The organism is Flavonifractor plautii ATCC 29863 (genome assembly GCF_000239295.1).
Lineage (GTDB): Bacteria > Bacillota > Clostridia > Oscillospirales > Oscillospiraceae > Flavonifractor > Flavonifractor plautii.
In genome coordinates this window covers 1-12,463 of the sequence record NZ_JH417713.1, presented here as the reverse complement: position 1 = coordinate 12,463, position 12,463 = coordinate 1, and the positions used below count along the sequence as shown (strand labels likewise).

The 12,463-nt window shown below is 64.4% G+C and carries 10 protein-coding genes; 6 read left to right on the top strand and 4 right to left on the bottom strand.

The features are described from left to right. Positions 1–24 precede the first annotated feature (24 nt). The 4 genes from HMPREF0372_RS06645 to HMPREF0372_RS06625 all read right to left on the bottom strand — a co-directional run bounded on the left by HMPREF0372_RS06645 (position 25) and on the right by HMPREF0372_RS06625 (position 6,613). Positions 25–1,371 carry an MATE family efflux transporter gene (locus tag HMPREF0372_RS06645; RefSeq protein WP_007490048.1) on the bottom strand — a complete coding sequence of 449 codons (1,347 nt, stop codon included), beginning with the start codon at positions 1,369–1,371 and terminating at the stop codon, positions 25–27. An 83-nt stretch (positions 1,372–1,454) separates the two neighbouring features. Next, positions 1,455–2,015, bottom strand: a complete 561-nt coding sequence (locus tag HMPREF0372_RS06640) for a GNAT family N-acetyltransferase (RefSeq protein WP_007490047.1) — start codon at positions 2,013–2,015, stop codon at positions 1,455–1,457. Positions 2,016–2,225: 210 nt separating this feature from the next. After that, positions 2,226–3,530: a 2-hydroxyacyl-CoA dehydratase gene (locus HMPREF0372_RS06630; RefSeq protein WP_007490045.1), complete on the bottom strand. Its 1,305-nt coding sequence runs from the start codon at positions 3,528–3,530 to the stop codon at positions 2,226–2,228. A gap of 137 nt (positions 3,531–3,667) precedes the next feature. Then, positions 3,668–6,613 carry an acyl-CoA dehydratase activase gene (locus HMPREF0372_RS06625; protein WP_007490044.1) on the bottom strand — a complete coding sequence of 982 codons (2,946 nt, stop codon included), beginning with the start codon at positions 6,611–6,613 and terminating at the stop codon, positions 3,668–3,670. Between the two features lie 192 nt (positions 6,614–6,805). Here HMPREF0372_RS06625 and HMPREF0372_RS06620 point away from each other — a divergent pair, with 192 nt between their 5' ends. The 6 genes from HMPREF0372_RS06620 to HMPREF0372_RS06595 all read left to right on the top strand — a co-directional run bounded on the left by HMPREF0372_RS06620 (position 6,806) and on the right by HMPREF0372_RS06595 (position 12,154). Further along, on the top strand, positions 6,806–7,132 hold the full coding sequence (locus HMPREF0372_RS06620; protein WP_009260358.1) for a PadR family transcriptional regulator: 327 nt from the start codon (positions 6,806–6,808) through the stop codon (positions 7,130–7,132). Then, entirely contained in the window at positions 7,125–8,123 is a 999-nt protein-coding gene (locus HMPREF0372_RS06615) for an HAAS signaling domain-containing protein (RefSeq protein ID WP_007490039.1), read from the top strand. The genes HMPREF0372_RS06620 and HMPREF0372_RS06615 overlap by 8 nt, the downstream gene beginning before the upstream one ends. Before the next feature lie 90 nt (positions 8,124–8,213). Beyond that, positions 8,214–8,828, top strand: coding sequence for a DUF1700 domain-containing protein (locus HMPREF0372_RS06610; protein WP_039996819.1), 615 nt, complete (start codon positions 8,214–8,216; stop codon positions 8,826–8,828). After that, on the top strand, positions 8,825–9,673 hold the full coding sequence (locus tag HMPREF0372_RS06605) for a DUF4097 family beta strand repeat-containing protein (protein WP_007490036.1): 849 nt from the start codon (positions 8,825–8,827) through the stop codon (positions 9,671–9,673). Before HMPREF0372_RS06610 ends, HMPREF0372_RS06605 begins: the two co-directional genes overlap by 4 nt. A gap of 91 nt (positions 9,674–9,764) precedes the next feature. Beyond that, positions 9,765–11,636 (top strand): LTA synthase family protein, encoded by a 1,872-nt coding sequence (locus tag HMPREF0372_RS06600; RefSeq protein ID WP_007490035.1) that lies wholly within the window; start codon positions 9,765–9,767, stop codon positions 11,634–11,636. Between the two features lie 92 nt (positions 11,637–11,728). Further along, a complete protein-coding gene (locus tag HMPREF0372_RS06595) occupies positions 11,729–12,154 on the top strand; it encodes a hypothetical protein (RefSeq protein ID WP_007490034.1) in 426 nt (141 codons plus the stop codon). Positions 12,155–12,463 lie beyond the last annotated feature (309 nt).

Below are 12,463 nucleotides of genomic sequence, written 5' to 3'. Positions count from 1 at the left end.
TCCGGCCCGGTGGGGAGGGGGTATTTATTCCTCCATACCGGCCAGCCGGCCCCGTGCGGTGCGGCGGTAGAGCAGCAGGGCGGTGAGGCAGGCGGCGCCCTCGGACAGGAGGAAGGCCAGCCACACCAGAGAGGGCCGGAGCGCGCCCAGCAGCAGGGCCAGCGGGAAAAGGAGCACAAGCTGGCGCAGCAGGGAAACCACCAAGCTGGAATTGGCCGCCCCCAGGGCCTGGAGGGCGGCACAGAGGATCACCGACACCCCGGCGCATACGAAGGAGAGGGCAATGAGGCGTAGGGCGGAGATACCCTCGGCCAGCACGGCGGCATCTGCGTCGAACAGACGGAGGAGAGGGCCGGGGATGGCCAGAAAAACCACGGTGCCCACGGCCATGATGGCGGCGGAGAGCACCAGGGCGAAATGGATGACCCCAGTGATGCGGCTGCGCTGCCGGGCGCCGTAGTTGAAGCTGACAATGGGGATGAGGGCGTTGTTCAGGCCGTTGACCGGCATGAAGAGGAAGGACTGAAGCTTGAAATAGGCCCCCAGAATGAACACGCCGGAGGCGGTGAACAGTGGGAGGATCAGATTCATGCCCAGGTTCATCACCGTGGCCAGGGCCTGCACCAGGATGGCGGGGACGCCCACACGAAACATGGTGCGGATGATGGCGCTGTCCGGGCGGAAGCCCCGGAAGGAGAGGCGCACGATGGAGCTGCGCCGCACCATACACAGCCCCACCACCATGCCCACCACCTGGCCCAGCACGGTGGCCAGGGCAGCGCCAGCCACCTCCATCCGGGGGAAGGGGCCGATGCCGAAGATGAGCAAGGGATCCAGGATGAGGTTGATTACCGCGCCGATGCCCTGGATGACCATAGGGCCCACAGTGTTGCCGGTTGCCTGAAGGGTGCGCTCTCCGGCAAACTGCATGCAGATGCCGACGGAGGCCCCGGTGACGATGGAGAGGTATTGGATGCCGTAGTCGATCACCTGGGGCTGCCCGGGGGCGAAGAGCTCCATAAAGACGGGAGCCAGGCCCACCCCCAGGACCAGAAAGACCACCCAGCAGACCAGATAGACGAAGTAGCCGTTGGCCACTACCCGGTTGGCCTCGTCGGGCCGGCCCTCCCCCAGCCGGCGGGCCAGCAAGGCGTTGAAGCCCACGCCGGTGCCTACGCACACGGCGATCATCAGGGTCTGGATCGGGTAGACAAGCGCCAGGGCTACAAACCCGTCGGAGCTGAGCTGGGCCACGAACATGCTGTCCACCAGATTATAGAGGGCCTGGATCAGCATGGACAGCATCATGGGCCAGGCCATGTTCAGCAGCAGCCGGCGCACCGGCATGACCGCCATCTTGTTTTCCTGCAAAGCAATTCCTCCTGATCAAAAAAGACGGGTACCGAGGACGCGCCTCGATACCCGTCTGCCGCACGGCGTGGCAGCCCGTGCGGCTATAGCTGTTTGGTGTAGCGCAGATCCACGCAGGTCATGTCGTGGGGGAAGGGAATGTGCTCCTCCGTCCCGTCCCAGGCAAAGCCGTGCCGGGCGTAGAAGCGGCGGGCCCCCTCGTTCTCCCGCAGGACAAAGACGTAGCAGTTGAGGTAGTCGTCGGCCCGGAGACGGCGCAGCGCCTCCTCCATCAGCACCGAGCCGTAGCCCCGGCCGGTGCAGGCGGGGTCGGTGTAGAAGGAGATGATCTCTCCCCAGCCCCGGTAGGCCTCGCCGTGGATCACCAGCCCCTCGCTCTGGCGGGGACTGGGCCCCAGCCGCACCGGTCCGTAGGTGCAGCAGCAGACGGGAGTATCCCCGTCGCAGAGCAACAGGCCCCGGCACCGCCCGGTGGCGTAGTCCTCCCGGAAAAAGGGAATCCAGTGATCCTCGGTGATCACGTCCCTCAGGTAGTCGTCGGGCACGTGGCCGGGGTAAGCGGCGTGCCAGCCCCGGGCGTGAATGCGGCTCATGGCCGCAAAGTGTTCCTCCGTGCAGGCGTCTATGATGCGCAGTGAATTCATAAGCAGACCTCGTTTAGCGAGTGGATGAGCCGCCCGCGCCGGGTGGCGCGTACAAGCGTTTTGCCGGAGGCAAAACCTTGATGCCGGGCGAATTCAGTTCGCCCGCGCAGATAAAAAATCGGGGCCCCCGCCCGGCGGAAGCCGGGTGGGGAACTGCGGCTCATGGCCGCGAAGTGCTCTTCCGTGCAGGCGTCCACAAAGGAGAGGGCCTTACACATGAGCGGCCTCCCCAGCCTCCCGGCGCTCCGCCTCCTGCTTGGCCAGGCCCCGGGCGTTGGCCAGCATCAGCTTGATGCGGTTCTCCTGGTTGATCTTGGTGGCCCCGGGATCGTAGTCGATGGCCACGATATTGGAGAAGGGGTAGTCATCCTTGAGCTTGCGGATCATGCCCTTGCCAACGATGTGGTTGGGCAGGCAGCCGAAGGGCTGTGTGCAGACGATGTTGGGGGTGCCGGAGTGGATGAGCTCCAACATCTCGGCGGTGAGCAGCCAGCCCTCGCCCATCTTGTTGCCCTCACCCAGATAGCCCTGGATCAGGCGGCGGAGATCCTCAAAGGTGCCGGGAGCGCGGAAGCCACCCTTCTCCATGGCGGCGATCATGGCCCGCTGGCACTTCTCCACGTAGCCCTTGAGCACTTGGCACACCTTTTTCTTCACCCACTTGCCGCCGTAGATGTTCACGTCCACCTCGCGGTTGTAGATCTTGAAGATGATGAAGTCGGTCAGGCCGGGGACCACCGGCTCGGCCCCCTCGGACAGGAGAAACTCCTCCAGGTTGTTGTTGCCCAGGGGGGAGTATTTGATGTAGATTTCCCCCACCACGCCGACCCGTACCTTGGGCTCCCCGGCCACGGGGATGGCCTTGAAGGCGGCCACAATGCGGTCAAAGTTGGCCACCATGCTCTTGAAGGAGAGGCCCTTGCCCTGGTTCATGGCCTCCAGAAGCTGAGTCTCCACGGCCTCGATGGTCTCGTCGGTCTGGCCCCGGCTGACCTCGTAGGGGCGGACCTGGTTGGCGGTCTGTACGATGATGTCGCCGTACATCATGGCGAACACCGCCTTGCGCAGGGTGTTGAGCCCCAACTTGAAGCCGGGGTTGGGCTCCAGGCCCGACAGGTTGACCGAGATGACGGGGATATAGCTCAGACCCGCCTTCTCCAGCGCTTTGCGCAGCAGATGGATGTAGTTGGAGGCCCGGCATCCGCCGCCGGTCTGGGTGATGAGCAACGCCACCTTATGCATGTCGTACTTGCCGCTCTTCACCGCGTCGATGAGCTGGCCGATGACCAGCAGGGCGGGGTAACAGGTGTCGTTGTGGACGTACTTGAGCCCCTCATCCACGATGCCCCGGTGGTTGGTGGTGAGCATCTCCACGTGGAAGCCCTCGGTCTCCAGAATCCGGGCCATCAGGCCGAAGTGCACCGGAAGCATGGTGGGGAAGAGGATGGTGTACTCCTCCTTCATCTCCTTGGTGAACAGCAGCCGTCCGTTTTCGTCGTATACTAATTCTGCCATAACGGGTGTTCCTTTCGCTTGCAATGGGAGCGCCGCGCGCTCAAAGGGAATTGGCCCCCACCGACTCGCGGGCCGGCGGCGAGCTGGCCGTCAATGACGGCATCAAACTCCTGTTGTGCTATAAAAAGTCGGGATGGTCAGCCCCGGGCATCCTGCGCCTGGCGGGCCTCCATGGCGGCCATCAGGGAGCGGATGCGGATCTTGACCGCCCCCAGATTGCTGATGTCGTCGATTTTGAGCTGGGTGTAGAGCTTTCCGCCCTTTTCAAGGATGTCCCGCAGCTCGTCGGTGGTGATGGCGTCGGTGCCGCAGCCGAAGGAGACCAGCTGCACCACCTGCATGTCGGGCTGGGTGCATACATAGCGTGCGGCGTTATACATACGGCTCTGGAAGGTCCACTGGTTGAGCACCTTCCGGGGGGCATAGCCCTCCAGATAGCTCAGAGCGTCCTCGGTGACCAGCACGAAACCGAAAGAGGTGATCAGATCGTTGATGCCGTGGTTGATCTCCGGATCGATGTGGTAGGGCCGGCCGCAGGCCACGAGGATGGGCATGTGGTGGTCCCGGGCGTGGCGGATGTACTTCATGCCGGTCTCCCGCACGTCGTGGACATAGGCGTCGTAGGCCGCGTAGGCCGCCTTGGCCGCCGCCGCGGTCTCCCGCCTGGGAATGCTGAAATGCTCCTCCATGAGCTGGGCGATGCGCTTTTCAAAGTCCTTGTGCCGCCACAGGCCCACGTAGGGGTTGAGGAATTTGGTCTGCTTGAGCAGGGGAACGTTGGCGGCCAGCAGCTCAGGGTAGTAGGCCACCACCGGGCAGTTGTAGTGGTTGTCGCCGATGCCCTCGTCGTTGTTATAGGACATGCAGGGGTACCAGATGGCGTCCACGCCCTCCTCCACCAGGGCCTCCACATGGCCGTGGAGCAGCTTTGCGGGGTAGCACACGGTGTCGGACGGGATGGTGTGCTGGCCCTTGAGGTAGAGCTTGCGGGAGGACTCGGGGGAGAGCACCACCTCGAAGTTGAGGCGGGTAAAGAACTCGAACCAGAAGGGCAGGTTTTCATACATGTTCAGCCCGAAGGGGATGCCCATGCGGCCCCGGACGCCGGAGCCGTTCCCCTTGCCCTGGAGGGCGCGGAGCTTCTTGTACTTGTAGGTCATCAGATCGGGGTTCTCCACCTTTGCCTTGCCCAGGGGGCGGGAGCAGCGGTTGCCCGAGATGAAGCGCCGCCCGCCGTCAAAGGTGTTGACGGTGAGGGAGCAGTGGTTGGTGCACAGGTTGCAGGTGGTGGGCTTGGCGGTGTGGGAGAAGGACTGTAGAGCCTCCTCGCTCAGCAGCGCGCTCTTCTCCAGGTGCAGATCCCTGGCGTAGAGGGCCGCGCCGAAGGCGCCCATGATGCCCGAGATGGTGGGCCGGGTGACGTTGCGGCCCAGCTCCTGCTCGAAGGCCCGGAGCACCGCGTCGTTGTGGAAGGTGCCGCCCTGCACCACGATGTGCTGGCCCAGATCGTCGGCGTTGGCGGCCCGGATGACCTTGTAGACCGCGTTCTTGACGATGGAGATGGACAATCCCGCGGAGATGTCCTCCACGCTGGCCCCGTCCTTCTGGGCCTGCTTGACGCTGGAGTTCATGAATACGGTGCAGCGGGACCCCAGGTTGACCGGGTGCTTGGCCAGCAGGCCCAGCTTGGCAAAGTCGGCGATGGTGTAGCCCAGGGCCTTGGCAAAGGTCTCGATGAAGGAGCCGCAGCCGGAGGAGCAGGCCTCGTTGAGCATGATGGAGTCCACCGCGCCGTTGCGGATTTTGAAGCACTTCATGTCCTGGCCGCCGATGTCGATGATGAAGTCCACGTCGGGGTTGAAGTGGCGGGCGGCGCTGTAGTGGGCCACCGTCTCCACCAGCCCGGCGTCGCAGGAGAAGGCATTTTTGATGAGGTCCTCGCCGTAGCCGGTGACGGCCGCGCCCTTGATGGTGATGCGGCTGCCGCACAGCTTGTAGATCTCCCGGAGCTGCTCCAGCACGATGGCCACCGGGTTGCCCAGGTTGGAGTGGTAGTAGGTGTAGAGCAGTCCGCCGTCGGCGGTGATCAGCGCGATTTTGGTGGTGGTGGAGCCGGCGTCAATGCCCAGCCAGGCGGCGCCGGTGTAGGTGTGTATGTCCACCTCGGGGGGGTGCATGGCGTTGTGACGGGCCAGGAAGGCGTCGTACTCCTCCTGGCTGTCAAAGAGGGGGGGCATGGTGTCCACCAGGCCCACGCTGTCCACGCTCTTCTCCAGCCGGTCCAGCACCTCGTCAAAGGAGCGCTCGCCGTAGTCGGAGGAGCACAGGGCCGCGCCCATAGCGGCGAAGCAGTCGCCGTCCTCGGGGAACACGGCGTGGTCGGCGTCCAGCTTCAGGGTCTCCACGAACCGCTGCCGCAGGCCCATGAGGAAGTGGAGGGGGCCGCCCAGGAAGACGATCTTGCCCTTGAGCTCCCGGCCCTGGGTGAGGCCGGCCACCGTCTGATCCACCACGGCCTGGAAGATAGAGGCCGCCACGTCCTCCTTCCGGCCGCCCTGGTTGAGGATGGGCTGGATGTCGCTCTTGGCAAAGACGCCGCAGCGGGAGGCGATGGGGTAGATCTTCTCGTGGCGCAGGCTCAGCTCGTCCAGCTCGTTCACCGTCACGTTCATGAGGGTGGCCATCTGGTCGATGAAGGCGCCGGTGCCGCCGGCGCAGGAGCCGTTCATCCGCTCCTCCAGCGCGCCGCCGAAAAAGATGATTTTGGCGTCCTCGCCGCCCAGTTCGATGACCGCGTCGGTGTCGGGTATGTACTGGTTGACGGCGGCGGCGGTGGCGTACACCTCCTGCACGAAGTCGATCTCCGCCGCCTTGGCCACGCCCAGGCCGGCCGAGCCGGTGATGACGATGCGCACCTGCCGGCCGGCGAGCCGGTCCGCCAGAGAGCGCAGAGTCTCGGCGGCCCGCTCCCGGGCCTTGGAGTAGTGCCGCTCATAGGAGCGGAACAGCAGTTTGTTTTGTTCGTCCAGCAGCACCACCTTGACAGTGGTGGAGCCAATATCAATGCCAATACGAAGGCTCATTCGATTCACCTTATATCCTTTATCAGAATTCGTACCGTACATAATATATCAAAATTTGATTTTTTACAACCCCAAAGCGGCGAAATACAGGATGTTCCGTAGTCGGAAGGAATCTCCGTCGGATTCTGAAATGCTGTTGACAAATAATATTATACAGAATATAATATTGGTGAAATGAAAGGAGGCGGCGTCATGACCTTTCCATTGGGTGCTCCCCTGTTGGATGCCTGCGTGCTGGCGGTGCTGGAGAAGGAGGACGCCTACGGCTACAGCCTGACCCAGCGGATGAAGGAGGTGGTGGAACTGTCCGAGTCCACCCTCTATCCGGTGCTGCGGCGCTTGCAGCAGAGCGGATGCCTGACGGTGTATGACAAGCCCTTCCAGGGGCGCAACCGGAGGTACTACGCCATCACCCCGGCGGGGCGGGCCCTGCTGGCGGGGTACCGGAAGGAGTGGGCGCGCTATCGGGGGCAGATTGAGGAACTTTTGCTGGACGAAAAGGAGGAGCGGCATGAATAAGGCGGAATTCCTGGCGGGCCTGCGGGACGCGCTGGCGGGAAAGCTCCCGTCCGGGGAGCTGGAGGACGTGCTGTCCTATTATGAGGAGTATTTCGCCGACGCGGGTGAGGAGCATGAGGCGGAGGCGGCCGAGGGGCTGGGGTCCCCCGCCTCCGTGGCGGCCCAGGTGCTGGAGGGGCGGACGGGGCAGGCGCCCTCCGCAGCGTCCGCCGAAAGGCGGCCGAGGCGGCTTTGGCCCGTCGTACTCGGCATCTGCGCCGCCGCGCTTCTGCTCCTGGGCGTGGGCATCAGGCTGGTATTCCTGGCCCAACGGATGCCCGACGCACCGGCGGCAGGGGAACGGCAGCCGGTTGCGGCAGGACAGGAGCCTGTGGTGGTGGAGCAGGACCCGGTTTCCACACCGCCGGAAAACAAGTTGGAGCTGGAGCCCTTTACCGCCTTAGACATCGATGTGGGCATTGGTGATATCCGCATGGAGGAGGGGGACGGCTGGTATCTGAGTCTGACCAGCGGTGGCCAAGACGGAGACGGCACACCTTACCGGCTGAACCACAGCCAGAGCGGTGACACGCTGGAGATCTGGAGCACACCGGAGAATATATCGGGTGACGGCAGCCCGAAGGGCGAGGTGGTGCTCACCGTCCCGGAGGGAACGGTGCTCAATCGGGCGGAGATCTCCATAGGTGTGGGCGCGCTGGACTGGAGCGGCTGCGCCGTGGAGGGCCTGCTGCGGGCCGAGAGCGGCGTGGGCGGGCTGGATGTGACGGCTCCGGTGGGGGAGGCCGAGCTGATCTCCGGCGTGGGCGACGTGGCCCTGAGAGCGGCGGGAAGCGGGGCGGACTACGCCTACCAGTTGACCACGGGCACCGGCGAACTTCAGGTGGACGGGGAGAAAGCGGGCCCCTTCTTCGCGTCCGGCGGCGCGGGGGACAGGGTACTGACTCTCTCCAGCGGCACGGGGGACGTGTGCCTGGACTTTACAGACGAATAGCCCTTTCATGGAATTTTAATGTTTTTTACGGTTGCGGATTAAGAAAAACGTGTTATGATCTCTCCAGACTCGAACGAGAGGACGGAGCATATGACACGAGAGGAGTATCTGGCCCAGTTGCGGGCCCTGCTCACGGGGCGGACGCCGCCCGACGAGCTGGAGCGCATTCTGGCCTACTACACGGAATACTTTGACGAGGCGGGCCCCCAGGGGGAGGGACGGGTGATCCGGGAACTGGGCACCCCGGCCGAGCTGGTGGGCCGCGTCCTGGGAGCACAGCGGAGCCGGACGGTTCCGGCGGAGCGGGATTGCCCGCCAGAGGGCGCCGCCCGGGAGCGGCACGGCCTGGGTACACTGTGGAAGGTGCTGCTGGCCATCTGCGCCGCCCCCATCGCCATCCCGCTGATCCTCGTGGTGGTGGCGATGGTATTGGGCCTTGTCGTCCTGATCCTCGCCCTGGTGGCCGGAGTGGCCGTGGGCGGGGTGGTGGCCATCGGGGCGGGGGTCTTTACCGCCTGCGCGGGCTTTTCAGTGCTGTTCAGCGCGGGCCTGCCCACCATGATGTTCTTCTGCGGCGTCGGCCTGCTGTCCAGCGGCGTGGGGCTGCTCCTCATCGCGGGCAGCTTCCTGCTGGCCGGGCTGTGCTTCCGCGGCATGGCGGCGCTGCTGGGCCGCTGGCTGAATCGAAGGGAGGTGCGGGCATGAACATGCCGGCAAAGGTATGCCTGGGGGCTGGTGCCTTCCTGGTCATGTCGGGGGGGTTGCTGGCCATCACGGGCTTTGCCATGGGGGCACAGACCCACCTGGACCTCGACTGGGGCAGGGCACATAAAAGCGAAACGCCGGTGGATACCGGCGCTCCCCATGTGGAGGAGGGGACGGCGCTGCCGGCCTTCTCCCGGCTGGACGTGGATGTGAGCATTGGGGACGTGACCGTGGAGTACGGCGGGGATTACGGAATTTCCCTGACCAGTTGGGGCGGAATTCAGTTGGAGTATGAGCTGGACGGGGATACCCTCAAGGTACGCAGCGGGTCGGGTGCCTGGGAGCTGTCTGACTGGGAGCACGAGGTCGCGGCGGTGATCACGCTGCCCGAGGGGGTTGCCCTGGAGTCGGCGGACATCCGCACCGCTCTGGGAGATGTGACGCTCACGGGGGTGACCGCCGGGACCCTGGCTGCGGGGAGTGAAATGGGGTCCCTGGCGCTCTATGGCGTGGAGGCGGCGGATGCCGCGCTCGCGGTTTCCATGGGCGATCTGACGGCGGAGGGCCTGACCACCCGCAGCTCTTGCACCGTGGAGAATGCTATGGGCGACGTCTATCTGGATGGGAATTTCCGGGGGAATACGGAGTGCACCCTGTCCATGGGGGATCTGGAGCTGTATACCGGAGAACCCATCGACGACTACGGCCTGGACATGCACCTGTCCATGGGAGAGCTGACCCTGAACGGCTCGGAACAGCGCCCGGTCATGACCAGCCCCGGCGGCCCTCATTCCTTGAAGGTGACCAGTGATATGGGGGATGTGCGGGTGGAATTCGGCGGATAGCGCTCTCTGTTTCAAAACGCGGCCCCGCCCTTGCGGCGGGGCCGCGTTTCTGCTATAGTAGAAAGAACGCGAAAGGAGGGAGTGGGGCAGAATGGAACCGCTGCAGCCGCATCAGAGCCGGTGGTACCGGCGCACCGATCCCCAGGGGCGGGCCTTGCTGGCCCTGCTGCTTCCCCTGGCCGGGGTCTACCTGTGCCAACTGGTCACCCTCCAGGAGCCGGCGGCGGCGTGGGCGTGGATGGGGAGCCACGCCGGTGCGGCGGGGTACACCTATCTGGTGCTGCTGCTGGCCCAGCTCCTGGTGACCACCCTGACCGACAGCCTGCTCTGCGGCCAGCTCCTCACCCTCCTGCCCTGCCTGCTGCTGTCCGTCGCCAGCCATCTGAAGCAGGCGGTCAACGGTGTCCCCCTGCTGGTCAGCGACCTGGCCATGGCGGGGCAGGCGGGGCAGGTGGCGGGTTTCCTCCGCCCCGGCATGGAGCTGGGGGAGGGCACCTGGGGGGGCATAGCCCTGGCGGCGCTTCTGTTCCTGGCGGCCTTTGTCTGGTCCCGCCCGGCCCGGCCCCTGGACGGCCGGCGGCGGCTGGGCGTGCTGGGACTTCTGGCCGCCCTGCTGGCCTGGGTGCTGCTGAGTCCGGCCTCCGCCGTGCTGCTGGCCGGGGAGGAGGGGGAGAGCCAGTCCATGCGCAACGACCGGCTGGGCCTTCTGGCCGGGCTTTACAGCGCCGCCCGGGAGAGCGCCATGGCCGAGCCGGACAGCTACAGCGAGGACGGCATGAACCGCATCCTGCTCCAGCTCCGGGCGGAGGCAGAGCAGTCGGCGGAGCCGGCGGTCAAGCCCAATGTGGTGCTGGTGGTGTCGGAGAGCTTCTTTGACCCCACCCGCCTGCCGGGCGTGTCCTTTTCCGCCGACCCGGTGCCCAACTTCCACACCCTGGCGGAGGCGTTCCCCAGCGGCGTCTTCCTGTCCAACACCTACGCCGGGGGTACCGGCAACGTGGAGATGGAACTGTTCACCGGCATCCCTTCCGCCTTCCTGGGGGCGGGGGAGTCCCTCACCGGCCTGGGCGATACGTCGGCCTACCGCCGTGTGCCTTCGCTGGCCCGGGTATTCGGGGCGGCGGGGTATGAGACCCTCTTTGTCCACTCCTACAACGACGAGCTCTATGACCGGGCACGCAATATCCCCGCCCTGGGCTTTGACCAGATCATTTATCAGGACGACTTCCTTGTGGACAAGACTTATGCCGGGGGCTATGTCTCCGACGACACCCTGGCCGACGAGCTGATTGCCCGCTTCGAGGCCAAGGGGGACGGCCCGGTGTTTCTCTACGGCCTGACCATGGAAAATCACCAGCCCTACTTCGGCGGCAAGTTTAACACCCCGGCGCCGGTGGCGGCGTCGGCGGACAACCTGAGCGGGGAGGAGGCGGGGGTGCTGGACGCTCTGGTTCACGGCCTGACCGACGCGGACGCCGCCCTGGGCAAGCTGACAGACTACTTCGCCCAGGCAGAGGAGCCCACTATCCTGGTCTTTCTGGGGGATCATCTGCCGGGACTGTCACTGGGCGGGGACGATACGCTCTATACCCGCCTCGGCTATGCGTCCTCGGCGGATACCGGAAGCTGGGACGCGGAGGAGCTCAAGCGGATGCACAGCACCGACTTCCTGGTGTGGAACAACTTTGGGGCGGAACTGGAGGCGCCGGCGGAGGTGAGCTGTACCGGCCTGGGGACGTATCTGCTGGGGTGGGCGGGGCTGCCCAAGCCCCTGTATTTCCAGTGGGTGTCCGCCGCCATGGAGGAGATGACCCTCTACCGGGAGCGGCTTTTCGTAGCCGCCGACGGCACCCCCTCCCACACGCCTCCAGAGAATTGCGAACCCCTGGTGGCGGCGTGGCGCAACATCGTTTATGACATGCTCTACGGGGAACAGTACATTACCGGCCAGCTCACCGAATAGACGGGGCTTTCATAAGATTTTAATCTCTCTTTCAGAACGGTTAAAGCTGGGACTGCTATTCTTTGGACAGAATATGAGAGGGGGCAGAATCCATGAAAAAGCACCTGCTTCCCTGTCTGGCCGCGCTGTTTCTGCTGCTGACGGCCTGCGGGGTGGGGCACATGGGGGTGCATGCCCTGGAGGATATCACCGATGCGGATATCGTGGCCAACGAGATGGGATATTCGGCGGTTCTCTGGCAGAGCTACAGCGATACCTTCTCCTGCGAGGCGAGCTGGGAGAGCTTCCGCGGGGTGGAGTACCTCTGGACCCTGCCGGGAAACGAAGCGCGGACGGTGCACGTGACCTATGCCGAGCAGGAGTGCGGCGACTACCGGGTGGTGCTGGTACTGCCCGACGACACTGTGGTGGAGCTGGAGGAGGGGGAGAACACGGTGGAGGTGCCGGAGGGGAGCACCTGGATGGCCGTGGCCGCCGCCGGGGGCGGTGGGGCCTTCACCGCCCAATGGGAATCATAAATGACCCTAAAAAAGCCGCCCGCCGCATAATCGCGGCCTATTCAATAAAGATGCTTGTACGAGACAAAACCAGCGGGTAAAACATCAAATAAGAGACAATAATAAGTAAAAACGGGCGGTATCCCATGTAGTCCCATGGGATACCGCCTGTTCCTTTTTGTTCCATCGTAGTAGCGGTAAATTTGGGTAAAACCGTCCTTTATACCTCCCGGGGCGCTTTACCGGAAGACCCAAAAGTCCTTGTGGCTCTAGCATCTTCCTCTCTGCGCTCCTCGATGGCCTCTTTCAGTAACATGTCCTTGACCTTCA

Coding starts and splice junctions, on each gene's coding strand:
- HMPREF0372_RS06605 (WP_007490036.1), top strand. CDS start 8,825: ATGAACATGCCGGCAAAGGTATGCCTGGGGGCTGGTGCCTTCCTGGTC.
- HMPREF0372_RS06625 (WP_007490044.1), bottom strand. CDS start 6,613: ATGAGCCTTCGTATTGGCATTGATATTGGCTCCACCACTGTCAAGGTG.
- HMPREF0372_RS06640 (WP_007490047.1), bottom strand. CDS start 2,015: ATGAATTCACTGCGCATCATAGACGCCTGCACGGAGGAACACTTTGCG.
- HMPREF0372_RS06615 (WP_007490039.1), top strand. CDS start 7,125: ATGAATAAGGCGGAATTCCTGGCGGGCCTGCGGGACGCGCTGGCGGGA.
- HMPREF0372_RS06610 (WP_039996819.1), top strand. CDS start 8,214: ATGACACGAGAGGAGTATCTGGCCCAGTTGCGGGCCCTGCTCACGGGG.
- HMPREF0372_RS06600 (WP_007490035.1), top strand. CDS start 9,765: ATGGAACCGCTGCAGCCGCATCAGAGCCGGTGGTACCGGCGCACCGAT.
- HMPREF0372_RS06630 (WP_007490045.1), bottom strand. CDS start 3,530: ATGGCAGAATTAGTATACGACGAAAACGGACGGCTGCTGTTCACCAAG.
- HMPREF0372_RS06620 (WP_009260358.1), top strand. CDS start 6,806: ATGACCTTTCCATTGGGTGCTCCCCTGTTGGATGCCTGCGTGCTGGCG.
- HMPREF0372_RS06595 (WP_007490034.1), top strand. CDS start 11,729: ATGAAAAAGCACCTGCTTCCCTGTCTGGCCGCGCTGTTTCTGCTGCTG.